Here is a 17,752-nt window from a genome sequence, read left to right as displayed (position 1 = left end):
GCTCATCAGGTCCTGGCGGCGACAATCGAACAGCGCGCCTCAAACGGGGCTTCAGGAGCGACCGCGTCGCTGGTCAAGCCCGCGCTTCCTCAATCCCCGCCGAGTTGTGGCGCAGCGCCTTCAGCACGCATTCGACGATCTGCGGCGCATTCAGCCCAGCGGCGTCGTACTGCTTGTCGGGCGAATCGTGGTCCTGGAACACATCGGGCAGGCGCAGCGTGCGGATTTTCAGGCCCGCGTCGGTCAGCCCTTCGTCGCTGGCCATGGTCAGCACGTGCGCGCCAAGTCCGCCGATCGAGCCTTCCTCCACCGTCACGACGACGTCATGGGTCGCCATCAGGCGGCGGATCAGGTCGTGGTCGAGCGGCTTGGCAAAGCGCAAGTCGGCCACCGTGGTCGACAGCCCCTTGGCCTCCAGCGCGTCAGCCGCTTTCAGCGCTTCGGCCAGCCGCGTGCCGAGCGAGAGCAGTGCCACCTTGGTGCCGTCACGCACGATCCGGCCCTTGCCGATTTCCAGCCGCTGCGGGACGTCCGGCATCGGCACGCCCACGCCGTTGCCGCGCGGATAGCGGAAGGCAATCGGGCCGCTGTCATGGAGCGCGGCGGTGTAGGTCATGTGGACCAGCTCCGCCTCGTCCGCCGCGGCCATCACCACCAGATTGGGCAGGGTGGCGAGATAGGTGATGTCGAAGCTGCCCGCATGGGTCGCGCCGTCTGCGCCGACCAGCCCGGCCCGGTCAATCGCAAAGCGGACCGGCAGGTTCTGGATCGCCACGTCATGCACCACCTGATCGAACGCGCGTTGCAGGAAGGTCGAATAGATCGCGCAGAACGGTCGCATCCCCTGCGCCGCCAGACCGGCGGCGAACGTCACCGCGTGCTGTTCGGCAATGCCGACGTCGAAGGTACGATCCGGGTGCGCTTTCGCAAACTTGTCCACCCCGGTGCCCGAAGGCATCGCGGCGGTGATCGCGCAGATCGTGGGATCGGTGTCCGCCAGCATCGCCAGCGTTTCGCCGAACACGTTCTGATAGGCCGGAGCGCCGGGCACCGCCTTGACCTGCTGGCCGGTGACGACATCGAACTTCTGCACGCCGTGATACTTGTCCGCCGCCTGTTCGGCCGGGACATAGCCCTTGCCCTTTTGCGTCACGACATGGATCAGGCACGGCCCTTCGGCGGCATCGCGGACGTTTTCCAAAACGGGGATCAGCTGATCAAGGTTATGCCCATCAATCGGCCCGACGTAATAGAACCCCAGTTCCTCGAACAGGGTGCCGCCCATCGCCATGCCGCGCGCGAATTCGTCGGTCTTCTTGGCCGCACGGTGCAGCGGTTCGGGCAGCTTGCGCGACAGGCGCTTGGCCAATTCACGCAGTTCCAGAAAGGGCCGTGACGACACCAAGCGGGCCAGATAGGCCGATAGACCACCCACCGGCGGCGCAATCGACATGTCGTTATCGTTCAGGATCACGACCAGCCGGTTGCCGGCGGTCTGCGCGTTGTTCATCGCCTCATAGGCCATGCCCGCGCTCATCGCGCCGTCGCCGATCACGGCGATGCCCTTGCCCGGCGTGCCCGCCAGCTTGTTGGCAATGGCAAAGCCCAACGCGGCCGAGATCGAGGTGGACGAGTGCGCTGTGCCGAACGGATCGTATTCGCTCTCGCTGCGCTTGGTAAAGCCTGACAGGCCCCCGCCCTGCCGCAAGGTGCGGATCCGGTCACGCCGCCCGGTGATGATCTTGTGCGGATAGGCCTGATGGCCGACGTCCCACACCAACCGGTCCGCAGGCGTGTTGAACACGTAATGGAGCGCCACGGTCAATTCCACGACCCCCAGCCCCGAACCAAGATGCCCGCCCGTCTGCCCGACGGCGGAAATCATTTCGGTACGCAATTCGTCCGCCAGTTGGCGGAGCTGGCCAGAGGCAAGCTTGCGCAGGTTTTCCGGGGTGTCGACAATGTCGAGCAGCGGCGTTGCCGGGTTTGAACTCATCTCGGTGCCTTACACGCATGTCATGGTGGTGTCGATTGATACGAAAGATGGTAAGCCCCGGTTACTTCAACAATCCCCGGATCAACTTGCCATGTCCCTGCCACCCGCCGCGCAACCCGTTGTCTTCGTGCTGACTGCCGACCGGGCGAAGTCCAGACCGTTCTATGCCGACGTTCTGGGCCTGCGCCTGATGGGTGAAGATGGCCATGCCGTGACGTTCGACCTTGGCAACCGCACCCCGCTGCGCCTGACCGACGTGGCGGGCCATGTCGGATCGGGACACACGGTGGTCGGCTGGCACGTCGCCGACATCCGCAGCGCGGTGCAGGCGCTGGCCGACAAGGGCGTGACGTTCCGAATCTATGACGGGTTCGGGCAGGACGCCGACGGGGTATGGAGCTCCCCCGACGGCGGCGCACACGTGGCCTGGTTTGCCGATCCCGACGGCAACCTGCTCAGCCTGACGCAAGTCGGCTAGCGCAGCAGGCCGCCCAGCGCCGTGCCGATGCTGCCCGCCGCCGCACTGTCGCTGTCACGACCGCTGGCCTGAACTGGCCGCGACCGCTCCAGCCGTGCTCAGAACCGCGTCACACCGCCCAGCGGAACAACTACCCCGGCGCGTTCGACTTTCGCCGTGACCACCGGACCGCCCGCGACAATGGCGGCCAGATCGGCGGTCGTAGCCACGGCCTTGCCGTTCACTTCGATCAGCTTGTCCCCCGCTCGCAAATCCAGCTTGGCCGCCGCCAGTCCCGGCTCGACCGCGGCGACCTCAAGATAGGCCGGACGACCCTCGGCAGCAGGGATTTCGCGCACTCCCAGCCCCAACCGTTCCGGCGCGGCGGCAGGAGGCTTCGGCGCAGCAGGCGGCGGCGGTGCCCGCAATTCGATCACAGCGCCATCGCGCAGGACTTTGGCAGAGGTGATGGGGCCGGCTTTGACGACAGCTATCAGCGCATCCCCATTTGCTATGGCAGCACCGTTCAGTTCGAACAGGATGTCGCCGGGCCGGATGTCCATCCGCGCCGCCAGCGTGGTTTCCATTACCGCCCGGACAAACACCCCCGCCGGTGCCGTCACGCCCGGCACGAGCGGATCGGCACTGGTGAGCTCGCGGAAATTGACCCCCAGAAACTTGGGATTCTTGGCCAGCCAATGCGTCATCCGGACATTCTTCGCGGTGAGGCGCAGCGGGATCAGTTGCTTGTCCCGCCAGACCTCCAGATCGAAAGAAAACTCCAGATTGCTGTCATAGGCCGGACCGATGACTTCGCTGAACGACTGTCCCGACGTCCGGGGCTTCCCGTTGATCGTTACCCAAATGTCACCGGGGCGTATCCCGGCCCGCTCAGCCGGACTACCTCTGGTGACCTTGACGAGGTGGAGGCCCGTGCCTTTGTACTTTGCCTTCTTGAACGCCTTTGCGTCGTTCCAGACCCCCCACAGTCCGACTTCGTCGAAGTTTAGCATGAAAGCCGGGTTGGCTTGCTCGATCAACGTCACTGCGGCGTCAGCAAATTGGCGGGCCAGTCCTTCGTCGGTGGTCCGCAAAGTTACGTTCTTGCCGTCTTCGCGGGAAGTGAAATGGACCCCCCAATGCTTCTCCCGGTGGGGAAGATACATCAGGTACACGCCGGTTACGTCCTTGAACGGGACGTAGGCCTGTTGCTGTGTTGTTACGGGAACTTGCGACGTCACGGTCGAGCCGCCGTAATAAGGAACATACCGATTGCCGATCCATGATCCGCCATAAGACGGCACGTACTGGCTGTTCGACTGGATCGTCGTCTGGCTGCCATGGACCGCCAGCCCTTCCCGCGTCACGACCAGCTGGTCGATGTTCATCCCGCCATAGAGGATGAAGAACTTCTGAAGGCTGATGATCGTGCTGGCCGCCCGACTCGCATCGGCGAGCGGCTTGGGCTCGTACCAGTGATACTCGTAAGCCCACAGGTCTTCGGCCTGCGCCGCCGGTACAGCTATCCACAGCGCCGCAAGGGCCGCCAGCATAAGCCGCAGCAGTCCCAGCGGACGCACCGCCAACGCGCGAGGTACATCGCTCACAGACCATACTCCCTTCCCAACACGAAAAAGGTTCGCACTTAACGCTAAGGCCTGCATTGTCCTGAATCAACCGCCCCGGCGGCGCGGCTCAGCGCAGCAGGCCGCCCAGCAAGCCGCGCGCGAAGCGGCCCAGCAGTTGCCCGCCCAGCGCCGTGCCGATGCTGCCCGCCGCCGCGCTGGCGGCAGAGGCGATCGGTGAGCCGCTGGTCTTCTTGCCGCTGATCTTGCGCGCCATCATGGTACCAGCCGATGCCGCAGCGGCACCAAACGCGGCCTTGCCGGCCTTTTCCCACAGGCTGGGTGACTGACGCGGCTGGGCGCGCTGGGTTTCCTCGCCCTGTTGGTCGACCACTTGCGCAGCGGAGGCGGCATCGGCGGACTTTTGCGCCAGCACTTCGGCGGCGGATTCGCGGTCCACGGCGGCATCATACTTGCCGTCGAACGGGCTGATCGACTGGATGATCGCGCGCTCCTTGGGCGTCACCGGCCCAAGCCGCGAACGCGGCGGGGCGATCAGCGTGCGCTGGACCACGCCGGGTGCGCCTTCCTCGTCCAGGGTGGACACCAGCGCTTCGCCGACGCGCAACTCGGTAATCACCGCCTCGACATCAAGGTCAGGGTTGATCCGGAACGTTTCCGCTGCGGCGCGGATCGCCTTCTGATCGCGCGGGGTGAAGGCGCGCAGCGCGTGCTGCACCCGGTTGCCGAGCTGGCCCGCGATCTTTTCCGGGATGTCGATCGGGTTCTGGGTGACGAAGAACACGCCCACGCCCTTGGATCGGATCAGGCGCACCACTTGTTCCACCTTGTCGAACAGCGCCTTGGGCGCGTCGTCGAACAGCAGGTGCGCTTCGTCGAAGAAGAACACCAGCCTGGGCTTTTCGACATCGCCGACTTCGGGCAGCGCCTCGAACAGTTCGGACAGCAGCCACAGCAGGAACGTGGCGTACAGCTTGGGGCTCTGCATCAGCGTGTCGGCGGCCAGCACGTTGATCACGCCCTTTCCGGTTTCATCGCAGCGGATGAAATCGTTGATTTCGAACGCCGGTTCGCCAAAGAAATTGGCCGCACCCTGGCTTTCGAAGGCGAGCAGCTGGCGCTGGATCGTGCCGACGCTGGCCCTGGAGATGTTGCCGTATTGCGTGGCCAGTTCGCTCGCGCGTTCGGCGCAGGCGATCAGCACCTGTTGCAGGTCTTCCAGATCGAGCAGCAGCAGGCCGTTGTCATCCGCCCACTTGAACGCGATCGTCAGCACGCCTTCCTGCGTCTCGTTCAGCCCCAGCAGCCGCGCCAGCAGCAGCGGCCCCATTTCGGAGATCGTGGTGCGGATCGGGTGACCCAGTTTGCCGTAGAGATCCCAGAACACCGCCGGGTTGTCCTGATAGGTGTAATCGGTGATGCCCAGTTCCGCCGCGCGCGATTCCAGCTTGGCCGCGTGCTTGAAATCCTTGCTGCCGGCCATCGTGATCCCGGCCAGGTCGCCCTTTACATCGGCCATGAACACCGGCACCCCGGCTTTCGAAAACTGTTCGGCAATGCCCTGCAAAGTCACGGTCTTGCCGGTCCCGGTGGCCCCCGCAATCAGCCCGTGACGGTTGGCCCGGCTGAGCAGCAGGTGCTGCCGCTGGCCATTGGCGGCAAGGCCAAGGTAGATTTCTGTCATGTGCAACTCCCAGCGACTCTGCTCCCAGCGAATAAACGCCGCCAAGCACTTGTGCGAGTGGCTTTTTGCATGGCGGGCAAACCCTCGCTAGAAGCGCGCTCAGATGGCTGAACCGTTCATCCTGTTAGACGACGCCCGCCCCAGCGGCGCGAGCGACGCCCGGCTCTATCGCGCCCCCCGCGAGATCGTGGTCGCGCGGCGCGTGGAAGATGTCGCTCCGGCGCTGGAGCGGATCGAGGAACTGCGCGCGCAAGGCTTCGAACTGGCCGGATACATGGCCTATGAAGCCGGCCTTGCGCTGGAGCCGCGCCTGACCGCGCTGGCCGCCGCGCGCACCGGGGCGACCGGGCCGCTGCTGTGGTTTGGCGCGTTCGACCGCTTTGAAACCATCCCCGCTGATGAAGTGCCCGGCTGGCTGGCAGCCCGCGCCAAGCCCGGCATCGCCCAGATCGGCCCGGTCGAACCGCAGTTGTCGCCCGGCGGCTATGCCCGGATGTTCGGCGCGATCCAGGACGCGATTTCGGCGGGCGATATCTATCAGGCTAACCTGACCTTCCCGCTGGCGGGATCGTTCCGGGGCGATCCGCTGGCGCTCTACGCCGCGATCCGGCCTGCGGCAGGCGCGGGTTACGGCGGGATCGTGTGCGATGGCGCGCACTGGCTGCTCAGCCTCTCGCCCGAACTGTTCTTCGCCGCGCGCGACGGCAACGCGATGGTCAAGCCGATGAAAGGCACCCGCCCGCGCGGGCGCAACCCGGCCGAGGATGCGCGGCTGGCCGACGAACTGTCGTCCTCGGTCAAGGACCGCGCCGAAAACCTGATGATCGTCGATCTGATGCGCAACGACCTCTCCCGCGTGGCCGAGGCGGGGAGCGTCAAGGTTGACCGGCCGTTCGCGGTCGAAAGCTATCCCACGGTCCACCAGATGGTCACCACCGTGCGCGCGCGGTTGCAGCCGGGGCGCGGCGCGGCGGACATGCTGCGCGCGTTGTTTCCATGCGGATCGATTACCGGCGCGCCGAAAATCCGGGCGATGGAGCTGATCAACGCGGTGGAACGCGATGCGCGCGGCCCCTATTGCGGCGCGATCGGTCGGATCGATGCGGCTGGCGATGCCGCGTTCAATGTGGCAATCCGCACTCTGCGGCTGACGCCGGGCGAAAACGGGCGCGGCAAGGCGGTGCTGGGGGTTGGCTCGGCCATTGTCGCGGATAGTGAGGCACTGCCCGAATGGCGCGAGTGTCTGGTCAAAGGGGGTTTCGTGCGTCTCTACGCCGCCGGGTGCGATCTGATCGAGACGATGCACTTCTCACCGGAAGACGGCATCCCGCTGCTGGAACTGCATCTGGAACGGATCAAGGCCAGCGCCGATGAACTGGGCTTCGCGTTCGATCGCCATGCAGTGCGCAACGCGATCCAGGCGCTGTGTTTCGAAGCCGACGGCCCCGCGAAAGTGCGCCTTCTGGCCGCGCGCAGCGGCGCCTACACGCTGGAACTGGATGAACTGCCCGCACCGTTCACCGGTCCGGCAGTCTGCGCGGTGATGCGCCTGCCGATCGACACCGGCGACTGGCGGCTGCGCCACAAGAGCAGCGACCGGGGGTTCTACGACGCCGGCCTGAACGCCGCGCGGGCAGCGGGCGCAGACGAAGCGCTGTTTCTGCGCGACGACGGCCTGCTGACCGAAGGCTGCTTCACCAACCTGTTCGTGGAACGCGGCGGCCAGCTGCTGACCCCGCCCGCCGGGCTGGGCCTGCTGCCGGGCGTGCTGCGCCGTTCGCTGATCGAGGCGGGCCGCGCAGTGGAAGCAGACCTGACGCTGGACGATCTGGGGCAAGGGTTCCTGATCGGCAATGCCTTGCGCGGATTGATGCCGGCGGCGGTGCTGCCATGATTTCCGCTGCCCTGATTTCCGACGCCCTGGCCCGCGTGGCTGCATCGCGCACCACCGCCATGACCGACCGCGCAATGGAACTGCGTGCGGCGGGCCATGACATCATCTCTCTGTCGGTGGGCGAGCCGGACTTTGCCACGCCGCCCCACGTGATCGCCGCCGCCAAGGCCGCGCTGGATGCGGGTGACACCAAATACACCGCCGTCCCCGGCACCCAGCGCCTGCGCGAAGCCGCCGCGCTGCACTTCCAGCGCGATTTGGGGCTGACCGTGCCGCCCGCCCAAGTGATCGTCAGCGCCGGAGGCAAGCAGGCGATCTTTCACGCGCTGCTCGCCACGCTGAACCCGGGCGATGAAGTGCTGATCCCCGCGCCGTGGTGGGTCAGCTATCCCGAAATCGTGCGGTTCGCCGGGGCCGAAGTGGTGGCCATGCCGACCGATGCCGCCGGGGGCTTTCGCATCACCGCCGCCGAGCTGGACGCCGCGATCACGCCGAAAACGCGCTGGCTGCTGCTCAACAGCCCCGGCAATCCGACCGGCGCGACGTATCCGGCCGAGGAGCTGCGCGCGCTGGGCGACGTGCTGCGCCGCCATCCCCATGTGCTGGTGATGAGCGACGATATCTACGCCCCGCTGCGCTACACCCCCGGCAGCCACGCCACGCTGGCAGTGGAATGCCCGGATCTGGCCGAGCGGGTGCTGACCGTTTCGGGCGTATCCAAAAGCCACGCGATGACTGGTTTCCGCATCGGCGTGTCCGCTGGGCCGCTCTGGCTGATTTCCGCGATGGCGCGGCTGCAATCGCATTCGTCGGGCAATGCGGCCTCGATCAGCCAGGCCGCCGCCGTGGCCGCGTTCGAAGGCCCGCAGGACTTTCTGCTCGACTGGCGCGACAAGTTCCGCGTCCGCCGCGACATGTGCGTCGCCGCGCTCAATGCCATTCCCGGCCTGTACACACCCGTGCCAGACGGTGCGTTCTATTGCATGGTCGATGCCGCGCCGCTGATGGCCCGGTTCGGCGATGACGAGGCCTTGTGCCTGCATTTGCTGGACCACGGGGTGGCCGTGGTTGCCGCCTCCGCCTTTGGCGGCAGTGCGGGTTTCCGGATCAGTTTTGCCGCGGACGACGCGCGGCTTGAAGAAGCGCTGCGGCGCATAGCCAAGGCCCTACCCTGATATGCAATTCACCATCCTGTTCGAAGACGCCGAAGCGCTGGTCATCGACAAACCCGGCGGCTTGCCGCTGGACCGGCCGCGCGCGGGCGGCCCCTGCATCGAAGACCACGCGGAGCAATTGCGGCTGGGCTTCCAGCGCTCCCCCGCGCCGGTTCACCGGCTGGACCGGGATACCTCCGGCTGCCTGCTGATGGCCCGCAACCCCAAGGCGCTGAAACGGTTCTCCGCCGCGTTTGAGGAAAAGCAGGTCGAAAAGCGCTACCTCGGCGTGGTCGCCGGGGAAGTCGCGGGCGACGAAGGGACGATCGAACTCGCGCTCAAGAAGATCAGCTCTGCCGCCGATGGCTGGCGGATGATCCCGGCCAAGGCGGGCAAGCCTGCTGTTACCCACTGGCGCAAGCTGGCGGTGCAGGGCGGGCTGACGCTGGTGGAGTTTCGCCCCGAAACGGGCCGCACCCACCAGATCCGCGTCCATGCCGCATCGGGCCTCGGCCTGCCGCTGCTGGGCGATCCGATCTATGGCGCCGGAACTGCGCCGGGGGCGAAGCGCACGATGCTCCACGCCGCCGGGCTGGTGCTGCACCGCGCGGGCAAGGCCCCGATCCGCGCCGCCGCGCCGCTGCCCGCCGATTTCGCCGCGCTGGGTTTTGCCGATGAAGCCCCGGCAGAGCCAATGGATGGTTCTGCCGAAGCCTGAAATCGGCTAGTATCAGGCCATGGTGCTGATCCCCATCACCCGCCACATCGCCATCGACAGCGACGAGCTGGTCGAAAGCTATGCCCGCGCGTCGGGGCCGGGCGGGCAGCACGTCAACACCACCGACAGCGCGGTGATGCTGCGGTTCGATGTCGCGAATTCGCCCAATCTGCCCGAAGCGGTCAAGCTGCGGCTGGCCGAGCTGGCCGGATCGCGGCTGACCCGCGACGGGGTGCTGATCCTGCGCAGCGAAGGCGCGCGCTCGCAGCTGGTCAACCGGCAGGATGTGCGCGAGCGGCTGATCGCACTGATTCGCGAGGCCACCATTGTCCCCAAGAAACGCCGCCCGACCAAGCCCACCAAGGCATCCCAGCAGCGCCGGGTTGAAGGCAAGGTCAAGCGCGCCACGATCAAGGCCGGGCGCGGACCGGTGAAATTCGACTGATTTCAGGGTTTGGTTGCGGGCGGAGTGCTGGGCGCGGCGGCGGGGGCCACGGGCAGGCGCTGCCCCTCCAGCATTTCGGCGGCTTCATCCAGTGCCTTCGCCTCACCCACGCTGACCCCGCCGGGGCCGGGGGCGTTGTCCTGCTTGCCGCAAGCGGACAGGCAGAGCAGGGCGATCAGGATCGGGATGGCGCGCATGGGCGGCATCATACCAGCCCCACGGCAAAACAACAGCGGGCGGCGTTCCCATGCCGGAAACGCCGCCCGTGATTGGGTCCGGAAAGGATCGTTACGGCAGCGGCGCTTCGACCGGAGCAACAGCCGGTTCCATCGCCGCACCGGCATCGACTGTGGCCGAAGGATCGGCCACCGGGGTTGCATCAGGATCGACCATCGCTTCCTCGGCCGGCATTTCGACGTTGTCGGCCTGCGCTTCATCCGATGCGCTGTCGGAGCTGCCGCAAGCCGAAAGGGCCAGCGCTGCTACCGCCGAAAAAGCAACAATCGTGAATTTCTTCATGGACTTAACCTTACCCGTTCTGGAACCAGACTTGGCGGATTTCCGCCGCGTTGCGCGCAATTCTAGCGGAGCGGAAACCCCCTGCCAACCGCCTTTCGCGCCGGTTATCAGGCAATCCGCAACCTGCGCCTTGAGTTCATATAAAGATTTCTTTATATGATGCGGCCATGAAGATCGATCCGACCCTGCGCGCACTGGCGGACCCCACCCGGCTGCGGATCATGCGGCTGCTGGCGCACATGGAACTGGCGGTCGGCGAATTGGCACAAGTCCTGGGGCAAAGCCAGCCGCGCGTATCGCGCCATGTCCGCATTCTGTGCGATGCGGGGCTGGCCGAACGCCGCAAGGAAGGCAGCTGGGTATTCCTGCGCAGCGCGATCGGTGAAACCCGCGCTCCGCCGCTGGGCGCTGCTGCCGCAAAGCTGCTGGCCGTGGCTGAGCGCGACGACGCCGCGTTTGCCGCACGCTGCGGCGAGGACCGCCGCCACCTCGCCGCGATTCGCGCCGCGCGTGAGGAAAGCGCCGAAACCTACTTCGCCCGCCATGCCGCCGAATGGGATACGCTGCGGGTGCTGCACACCCCGGATGGCCCGGTCGAAGCCGCGCTGGCCGATGCGCTGGGCAGTGCCGCGTTGGGGGCATTGCTGGATGTCGGCACCGGGACGGGCCGCATGGCCGAACTGTTTGCGCCGCGCGCCGCCCATATCACCGCGCTCGACAAGAGCCCGGAAATGCTGCGCATCGCCCGCGCCCGGTTGCAGAACCTGCCCGCTGAGCAAGTGGAACTGGTGCAGGGCGATTTCACCGCACTGCCGTTCGATCCGGCCAGCTTCGATACGCTCCTGTTCCATCAGGTGCTGCACTATGCCCAGGCCCCCGAACAAGTGCTGGCCGAAGCCGCGCGCGTCACCCGCGCGGGCGGGCGGGTCGCGGTGGTCGATTTCGCCGCGCATGACCGCGAAGACTTGCGCACCCAGCACGCCCACGCCCGCCTGGGCTTTTCCGACGAACAGATGCTGGCGCTGCTGTCCAACGCCGGGTTCGCCGCCGCACCGCCGGTCGCGCTGCCGGGCAAGCCGCTGACCGTCAAGATCTGGACCGCCATCCGGTCTGCCTCCCCCATTCCCGCGCCCAAATTCGCAGCCACAGAGGAATCCCGTCCATGAGCCCCGCCACCACCCTGCGCGGGGTTGAAGACCGTCCGCTGTTCGTCACCATCCCCGGCGACTTCCGGGTTTCGTTCGAGTTCTTTCCGCCGAAGACGGAAAAGATGGAGCAGCAGTTGTGGGACGCGGTTGTCGAACTCGCGCCGCTTGCGCCCAGCTTTGTCTCGGTCACCTATGGCGCGGGCGGTTCCACCCGCGAACGCACCCATGCCACCGTTGCCCGGATCGCGACTGAAACCGATCTGCCCGCCGCCGCGCACCTGACCTGCGTCGCCGCCAGCAAGGACGAGATCGCCGAAGTCGCCGACCGCTACTGGGAAGCGGGCGTGCGCCACGTTGTGGCCCTGCGCGGCGATCCGCCGCCCGAAACCGGCGGCCGGTTCGTGCCGCATCCGAACGGCTACGCCAGCGCCGCCGATCTGGTGGCCGGGCTGAAAGCGCGCCATCCCTTCGAAATCTCGGTTGCCGCCTATCCCGAAGTGCATCCCGAAGCGCTGAGCGCCGAGGCCGACCTCGACAACCTCAAGCGCAAGCTCGATGCCGGGGCAGACCGGGCGATCACCCAGTTCTTCTATTCGACCGACGCCTATTTCCGGTTCATCGACAAGGTCCTGGCCGCCGGGATCACCGCGCCGATCCTGCCGGGGATCATGCCGGTCACCAATTTCGCCGCGATCCGCCGGATGAGCGGGAACACCGAAATTCCGGGCTGGATGGTGAACCTGTTCGGCGGACTCGATGCCTTGCCGGGGCCGCGCGCGCACATCGCCGCCGCAGTCGCCGCCGACTTGTGCCGCCGCCTCTATCAGGGCGGGGTGCGCGACTTCCACTTCTACACCCTCAACCGCGCCGACCAGACGTATGCGATCTGCCACCTGCTCGGCCTGCGACCCAAGGACCATGCTGCATGACCCCGCGCGAATCCCTGCTGGCCCAGGCGGCCCAGCGCATCCTGATCACCGACGGCGCCTTCGGCACCGAAATCCAGAACTGGAAGCTGACCGAGGCGGACTATGCCGGGTCGCTGGGGCTGGCCAAGGACCAGAAGGGCAACAACGACATTCTGGCGCTGACCAAGCCGGAAGTGCCCGAATCGATCCACCGCGCCTATTTCACCGCCGGGGCGGACATCGCGGAAACCAACACGTTTTCCGCCAACCGGATCAGCCAGGCCGATTACGCCGCCGAACATCTGGTGCGTGAGATCAATCTGGAATCGGCCCGGATGGCCCGCCGCGTCGCGGATGAATTCGCCGCGCAGGATGGCCGCCCGCGCTTTGTGGCCGGCGCGATCGGGCCGACCAACAAGACCCTGTCGCTCTCCCCCGACGTCAACGATCCCGGCTTTCGCGAGATCGACTGGGATTTCCTGGTCGACGTCTATCAGGAACAGGCCGCCGCGCTGGTTGAAGGCGGGGCGGATTTCATTCTGGTCGAAACCGTATTTGACACCCTGAACTGCAAGGCCGCGATCATGGCGGTCAAGCGGCTGGAGCGCGACCTCGCCCGCGAAGTGCCCCTGATGCTGTCGATGACGCTGACCGACCTGTCGGGCCGCAACCTGTCGGGTCACACGGTCGAGGCGTTCTGGTGCGCGGTGCGCCATGCCAGGCCGGTGACCGTGGGCCTGAACTGCTCGTTCGGCGCCACCCAGCTGCGCCCGCACGTGCGCGCACTGGCACAGCTCGCCGACACGCTGATCATGGTCTATCCCAACGCGGGCCTGCCCAACGAACTGGGCGAGTATGACGAAATGCCCGACACCACCGCCGCGCTGGTGCGCGAGTGGGCCGAGGCCGGTCAGGTCAACGTGCTGGGCGGCTGCTGCGGCTCTACCCCCGCGCATATCGCGGCGATTGCCAAGGCGTCGGCCACCCTGCCCCCGCGCGCCCTGCCCACGCCGGAACGCGTGACCCGGCTGGCCGGGCTCGAACCGTTCGTGATGGCTGCCTGAGCCACTCCCCCTCTACGCTCGACACGAACGGAAGTCTTGAAGTGACCGAAGCAAACCAATCCCCCGCCCGCCCGACCGGATCGTCGTTCGTCAATGTCGGCGAACGCACCAACGTGACCGGCTCTGCCGCGTTCAAGAAGCTGATTCTGGCGGGGGACTACGCCAGGGCGGTCGAAGTCGCGCGCCAGCAGGTCGAAAACGGGGCGCAGATCATCGATGTGAACATGGACGAAGGGCTGCTCGACGCGGTCCATGCCATGACCACGTTCCTGAAGCTGATCGCCGCCGAACCCGACATCGCCCGCGTGCCGGTGATGATCGACAGTTCGAAGTGGGAAGTGATTGAAGCGGGCCTGAAGTGCGTGTCGGGCAAGCCGATCGTCAATTCGATCTCGATGAAAGAGGGCGAAGACGCCTTTCTGCATCATGCCCGCCTGTGCATGGAATACGGCGCGGCCGTGGTCGTCATGGCCTTTGACGAAAAGGGCCAGGCCGACACAAAGGCCCGCAAGGTCGAAATCTGCGAGCGCGCCTATAACCTGCTGCTCGGCATCGGCTTTCCGCCCGAAGACGTGATTTTCGATCCCAACGTCTTCGCCGTGGCGACGGGGATCGAGGAGCATGATCGCTACGCCCTCGATTTCATCGAGGCGATGCGCGAGATCAAGGCGCGCTGCCCGCATGTGCACATTTCGGGCGGCTTATCGAACCTGTCGTTCAGCTTCCGCGGCAACGAAATCGTGCGCCGCGCGATGCATTCGGTGTTCCTCTATCACGCCATCCCCGCTGGCATGGACATGGCGATCGTCAACGCCGGGCAGCTGGACATCTATGACCAGATCGACCCGGTACTGCGCGAGGCGTGCGAGGACGTCGTGCTGTGCCGCCGCCCCTCGGTCGAGGGTGAGCAAACCTCCACCGAACGCCTGATCGATCTGGCCGAAAGCTACAAGGGCCAGGACAAGGTCGCCGAAAAGGCCGCTGAGGAATGGCGCGGCTGGGACGTCGTGCGGCGGCTGGAACATGCACTGGTCAAGGGCATCGACGCCCATATCGTCGCGGATACCGAAGAAGCCCGGCTGATCCACGCGCGCCCGATCGAAGTGATCGAAGGCCCGCTGATGGCGGGGATGAACACGGTTGGCGACCTGTTCGGCGCGGGCAAGATGTTCCTGCCCCAAGTCGTCAAATCCGCTCGCGTGATGAAAAAGGCGGTTGCCCACCTGATCCCCTATATCGAAGCGGCCAAGGAAGCGGGCGCACGGCCCAAAGGCAAGATCGTGATGGCGACCGTAAAGGGCGACGTCCACGATATCGGCAAGAACATCGTCGGCGTCGTGCTGCAATGCAACGGCTATGAAGTGATCGATCTGGGCGTGATGGTGCCGTGGTCGACCATTCTGGAAACCGCGAAAAAGGAAGACGCCGACATCATCGGGCTGTCGGGTCTGATCACCCCCAGCCTGGATGAAATGGTCACCGTGGCCGAGGAAATGCAGCGCGCCGAGTTCTCGATCCCGCTGCTGATCGGTGGGGCGACCACCAGCAAGGTCCACACCGCGCTGCGGATCGAACCGGCCTATGACGGCCCCGTGATCCACGTGCTCGACGCCAGCCGCGCGGTCGGCGTGGCCAGCCAGCTGCTCTCCGATACCCAGCGCGATCCGTTCGTGATCGCGACCGCGAAGGAATACCAGCACATCCGCGATGTCCGTTCGGGCAAGGACCCGTCGGTCCTGCTCAGCCTGACAGACGCGCGCGCCAACAGCTTCAAGCCGGACCTGTCGGAAAAGGCCCCCCCGCCCGAACAACCCGGCATCCACGTCTTCCCCGAATGGGATCTGGCCGATCTGGTCGAGTGCTTTGACTGGACCCCGTTCTTCCGCGCGTGGGAACTGGCCGGCACTTATCCCGCGATCCTGTCGGACCACGTGGTCGGCGAAAGCGCGCAGTCGCTCTACAAGGATGCGCAGGCGATGCTGGACCGGATCGTCAGTGAAAAATGGCTGACCGCGCGCGGCGTGGTCGGCTTCTGGCCTTGCGCCCGCGACATGGAAAACGGGGGCGACGATGTGGACCTGTATCTGGCCGAGGAGGAACGCCACGTCCGCCTGCCGTTCCTGCGTCAGCAAATCCGCAAGAGCAAGACCCGCGCCAACTTCTGTCTGGCCGACTTCATCGACCCCGATGGTGACTGGATTGGCGGGTTCGCAGTGGGCATCCATGGGATCGAACCGCATCTGGAGCGCTTCCGCGCCGAGCATGACGATTACAACGACATCCTGCTGAAAGCGCTGGCCGATCGCTTTGCCGAAGCCTTTGCCGAACGCCTGCACAGCCATGTCCGCACCACGCTGTGGGCCTATGCCCCCGGCGAGCAGCTGACCAACGAAGCGCTGATCCGCGAACAGTATCACGGCATCCGCCCGGCGCCCGGCTATCCGGCCTGCCCGGACCACAGCCTGAAGCCGATCCTGTTCGAGTTGCTGAACGCCACCGAGAACGCCGGAATCGTGCTGACCGAAAGCCAGGCGATGCTGCCGACGGCAGCGGTATCGGGGTTCTATTTCGCGCATCCCGAAAGCCAGTATTTCGGCGTGGCCCGGATCGGCCGCGATCAGGTGGAAGACTATGCCCCGCGCCGGGGCCTGCCGCTGAACGAAGTGGAACGCTGGCTGCGGCCCAATCTGGACTGATTGTCTTTCCCCGCAATCGTCATGCTGAACTTGTTTCAGCATCCAACGTGCCGCTGGCGCAGTTTGTGGCGGGCAAAGCCCTGCCGCGCCGTTTGCGCTGGTCCTGCCACCGCAGTTGCGGCGGAGGACTGGATGCTGAAACAAGTTCAGCATGACGGTTAAGGGGCGACGGCGGCGGCGGGGCGTTTGCGGTGGCGGCAGCGGGGCGGCGCGCGCCGTGTCTCGACTTCGCTCGACACGAACGGAACGGGTTGGATATGGTGCGGGGATGCGCTCCCTTGCCATCCTGCTCGCCCTGATCGCCGCGCCGGTCGCAGCGACGCCGCCCGCCACGGTCGCGGTCGCGTTCGACCGCACCTCGATACAAACCGTGCTGGCGGAAGGCCTTGCCGACAAGGACCCGGCCCGCGCCGTTACCGCCGATGATCCGGTGCGGATCGCCAGCGTGTCGAAGCTGGTAACCGCGCTCGGCGTGCTGAGGATGGTCGATGCCGGGCGGCTCGACCTGGACCGCGATGTGTCGGACTACCTCGGCTGGCGTTTGCGCAATCCGCATTTTCCGGACGCGCCGATCACGCTGCGGCACTTGCTGTCGCATCAGGCCAGCCTGTCTGACGGGGGCGAGCTGTACATCATCCCGCTGGGCGTCACCCTGCGCGAACGGCTGGCCGATCCGCGCATGTGGGACGCCGCGCACCCGCCGGGCAGCGGCTGGTTCGCTTATGCCAACATCAACTTTCCCGTAGCCGCCAGCGTGATGGAACGCGTGAGCGGCGAGCGGTTCGACCGGCTGATGCACCGGCTGGTGCTGCGCCCGCTGCGGCTGGACGCGTGCTTCAACTGGGGGGATGGCTGCTCCGCACAAGCCGTCAGCCGCGCCGCCGTGCTCTATCGCGCCAGTGGCGAAGTGGCGCGCGATGACCTGCACGGTCAGCGCCCCGCCTGTCCGGTGGTGGTGCAGGGTGGCCAGCCCTGCGACCTTGCCCGCTATGTCCCCGGCTGGAACGGCGCGCTGTTCAGCCCGCAAGGCGGCCTGCGCATTGCGATGCGCGGCCTCGCCCGGATCGGCCAGATGCTGGCGCGCGAGGGCCGGGGGTTCCTGTCCCCCGCCAGCTTTGCCGCGCTGACCGGGCCGCAGTGGAGCGCCGCGACCGGCACGGGCGGGATCGGCGAATATGGCGAGAGCACCGGCTTTTTCTGCGGCTATGGGCTGGGCCTGCACCGGATCGGCGCCGCCGGCCCCGGCTGCCGCGACGACCTGTTTGGCGATGGGGTGCAGCGGATCGGCCATTCGGGCGAGGCTTATGGCTTGCGGTCCGGCCTGTGGGTCGATCCGAAAACTGGCACGGGGCTCGCCTTCTTCACCACGCAAGTGCCCGACGACGAACCGCGCGGGCGCAGCGCCTTCACGGCACGCGAAGAAGCGGTTGTGGAGAGAACGCGGCGCTGACCTTTGCGCTTTGCCGCGCCGGGCGCTAGGCGA

The 17,752-nt window shown here is 66.3% G+C and carries 15 protein-coding genes; 10 read left to right on the top strand and 5 right to left on the bottom strand.

The annotated features are described in order from the left end of the window. Positions 1-73: 73 nt before the first annotated feature. On the bottom strand, positions 74-1,996 hold the full coding sequence (dxs, locus tag Q8Q53_RS04235) for a 1-deoxy-D-xylulose-5-phosphate synthase (protein WP_305700506.1): 1,923 nt from the start codon (positions 1,994-1,996) through the stop codon (positions 74-76). Positions 1,997-2,087: 91 nt separating this feature from the next. On the opposite strand from dxs, the gene Q8Q53_RS04230 reads away from it, so the two are divergent. After that, complete coding sequence (locus Q8Q53_RS04230; protein WP_305700505.1) at positions 2,088-2,474, top strand: VOC family protein; 387 nt, start codon at positions 2,088-2,090, stop codon at positions 2,472-2,474. Between the two features lie 98 nt (positions 2,475-2,572). On the opposite strand, the gene Q8Q53_RS04225 is transcribed toward Q8Q53_RS04230, so the two are convergent. Both Q8Q53_RS04225 and Q8Q53_RS04220 read right to left on the bottom strand, forming a co-directional pair. Further along, a complete protein-coding gene (locus Q8Q53_RS04225; RefSeq protein WP_305700504.1) occupies positions 2,573-4,060 on the bottom strand; it encodes a PDZ domain-containing protein in 1,488 nt (495 codons plus the stop codon). Positions 4,061-4,148: 88 nt separating this feature from the next. Further along, positions 4,149-5,723, bottom strand: a complete 1,575-nt coding sequence (locus Q8Q53_RS04220; RefSeq protein WP_305700503.1) for a helicase HerA-like domain-containing protein — start codon at positions 5,721-5,723, stop codon at positions 4,149-4,151. A gap of 103 nt (positions 5,724-5,826) precedes the next feature. On the opposite strand from Q8Q53_RS04220, the gene pabB reads away from it, so the two are divergent. The 4 genes from pabB to arfB are packed head-to-tail and all read left to right on the top strand — an operon-like array spanning position 5,827 to position 9,934. Further along, positions 5,827-7,617, top strand: a complete 1,791-nt coding sequence (gene pabB, locus Q8Q53_RS04215) for an aminodeoxychorismate synthase component I (RefSeq protein ID WP_305700502.1) — start codon at positions 5,827-5,829, stop codon at positions 7,615-7,617. Next, a complete protein-coding gene (locus tag Q8Q53_RS04210) occupies positions 7,614-8,792 on the top strand; it encodes a pyridoxal phosphate-dependent aminotransferase (protein ID WP_305700501.1) in 1,179 nt (392 codons plus the stop codon). The genes pabB and Q8Q53_RS04210 overlap by 4 nt, the downstream gene beginning before the upstream one ends. Before the next feature lies 1 nt (position 8,793). Continuing rightward, positions 8,794-9,489, top strand: coding sequence for an RluA family pseudouridine synthase (locus Q8Q53_RS04205; RefSeq protein ID WP_305700500.1), 696 nt, complete (start codon positions 8,794-8,796; stop codon positions 9,487-9,489). A gap of 19 nt (positions 9,490-9,508) precedes the next feature. Next, positions 9,509-9,934 (top strand): alternative ribosome rescue aminoacyl-tRNA hydrolase ArfB, encoded by a 426-nt coding sequence (arfB, locus tag Q8Q53_RS04200; RefSeq protein WP_305700499.1) that lies wholly within the window; start codon positions 9,509-9,511, stop codon positions 9,932-9,934. 2 nt (positions 9,935-9,936) lie between these two features. On the opposite strand, the gene Q8Q53_RS04195 is transcribed toward arfB, so the two are convergent. After that, complete coding sequence (locus Q8Q53_RS04195) at positions 9,937-10,140, bottom strand: hypothetical protein (protein ID WP_305700498.1); 204 nt, start codon at positions 10,138-10,140, stop codon at positions 9,937-9,939. 82 nt (positions 10,141-10,222) lie between these two features. Then, positions 10,223-10,453, bottom strand: a complete 231-nt coding sequence (locus Q8Q53_RS04190) for a hypothetical protein (protein ID WP_305700497.1) — start codon at positions 10,451-10,453, stop codon at positions 10,223-10,225. Positions 10,454-10,620: 167 nt separating this feature from the next. Here Q8Q53_RS04190 and Q8Q53_RS04185 point away from each other — a divergent pair, with 167 nt between their 5' ends. The 5 genes from Q8Q53_RS04185 to Q8Q53_RS04165 all read left to right on the top strand — a co-directional run bounded on the left by Q8Q53_RS04185 (position 10,621) and on the right by Q8Q53_RS04165 (position 17,719). Further along, positions 10,621-11,619, top strand: coding sequence for a metalloregulator ArsR/SmtB family transcription factor (locus tag Q8Q53_RS04185; RefSeq protein WP_305700496.1), 999 nt, complete (start codon positions 10,621-10,623; stop codon positions 11,617-11,619). After that, the gene (metF, locus tag Q8Q53_RS04180) at positions 11,616-12,530 is read left to right on the top strand and encodes a methylenetetrahydrofolate reductase [NAD(P)H] (protein ID WP_305700495.1); all 915 of its coding nucleotides are present in this window, start codon (positions 11,616-11,618) and stop codon (positions 12,528-12,530) included. The genes Q8Q53_RS04185 and metF overlap by 4 nt, the downstream gene beginning before the upstream one ends. Then, positions 12,527-13,573 (top strand): homocysteine S-methyltransferase family protein, encoded by a 1,047-nt coding sequence (locus Q8Q53_RS04175; RefSeq protein ID WP_305700494.1) that lies wholly within the window; start codon positions 12,527-12,529, stop codon positions 13,571-13,573. The genes metF and Q8Q53_RS04175 overlap by 4 nt, the downstream gene beginning before the upstream one ends. Positions 13,574-13,614: 41 nt before the next feature. After that, on the top strand, positions 13,615-16,269 hold the full coding sequence (gene metH / locus Q8Q53_RS04170) for a methionine synthase (protein WP_305700493.1): 2,655 nt from the start codon (positions 13,615-13,617) through the stop codon (positions 16,267-16,269). A 268-nt stretch (positions 16,270-16,537) separates the two neighbouring features. Continuing rightward, complete coding sequence (locus tag Q8Q53_RS04165; protein WP_305700492.1) at positions 16,538-17,719, top strand: serine hydrolase; 1,182 nt, start codon at positions 16,538-16,540, stop codon at positions 17,717-17,719. Positions 17,720-17,752: the final 33 nt, after the last annotated feature.

The sequence above is a fragment of the Novosphingobium sp. genome (genome assembly GCF_030699305.1).
Taxonomy (GTDB): Bacteria; Pseudomonadota; Alphaproteobacteria; order Sphingomonadales; family Sphingomonadaceae; genus Novosphingobium.
Note: the sequence above shows the minus strand (reverse complement) of the source record. Positions and strands in the feature narration are given on the sequence as shown.

What these genes read in the sequence shown, in the direction of transcription:
- pabB (WP_305700502.1), top strand. Translation starts at nt 5,827, where the DNA reads ATGGCTGAACCGTTCATCCTGTTAGACGACGCCCGCCCCAGCGGCGCG.
- Q8Q53_RS04165 (WP_305700492.1), top strand. Translation starts at nt 16,538, where the DNA reads ATGCGCTCCCTTGCCATCCTGCTCGCCCTGATCGCCGCGCCGGTCGCA.
- Q8Q53_RS04220 (WP_305700503.1), bottom strand. Translation starts at nt 5,723, where the DNA reads ATGACAGAAATCTACCTTGGCCTTGCCGCCAATGGCCAGCGGCAGCAC.
- Q8Q53_RS04195 (WP_305700498.1), bottom strand. Translation starts at nt 10,140, where the DNA reads ATGCCGCCCATGCGCGCCATCCCGATCCTGATCGCCCTGCTCTGCCTG.
- dxs (WP_305700506.1), bottom strand. Translation starts at nt 1,996, where the DNA reads ATGAGTTCAAACCCGGCAACGCCGCTGCTCGACATTGTCGACACCCCG.
- Q8Q53_RS04185 (WP_305700496.1), top strand. Translation starts at nt 10,621, where the DNA reads ATGAAGATCGATCCGACCCTGCGCGCACTGGCGGACCCCACCCGGCTG.
- Q8Q53_RS04190 (WP_305700497.1), bottom strand. Translation starts at nt 10,453, where the DNA reads ATGAAGAAATTCACGATTGTTGCTTTTTCGGCGGTAGCAGCGCTGGCC.
- Q8Q53_RS04230 (WP_305700505.1), top strand. Translation starts at nt 2,088, where the DNA reads ATGTCCCTGCCACCCGCCGCGCAACCCGTTGTCTTCGTGCTGACTGCC.
- Q8Q53_RS04175 (WP_305700494.1), top strand. Translation starts at nt 12,527, where the DNA reads ATGACCCCGCGCGAATCCCTGCTGGCCCAGGCGGCCCAGCGCATCCTG.
- Q8Q53_RS04205 (WP_305700500.1), top strand. Translation starts at nt 8,794, where the DNA reads ATGCAATTCACCATCCTGTTCGAAGACGCCGAAGCGCTGGTCATCGAC.
- metF (WP_305700495.1), top strand. Translation starts at nt 11,616, where the DNA reads ATGAGCCCCGCCACCACCCTGCGCGGGGTTGAAGACCGTCCGCTGTTC.
- arfB (WP_305700499.1), top strand. Translation starts at nt 9,509, where the DNA reads ATGGTGCTGATCCCCATCACCCGCCACATCGCCATCGACAGCGACGAG.
- Q8Q53_RS04210 (WP_305700501.1), top strand. Translation starts at nt 7,614, where the DNA reads ATGATTTCCGCTGCCCTGATTTCCGACGCCCTGGCCCGCGTGGCTGCA.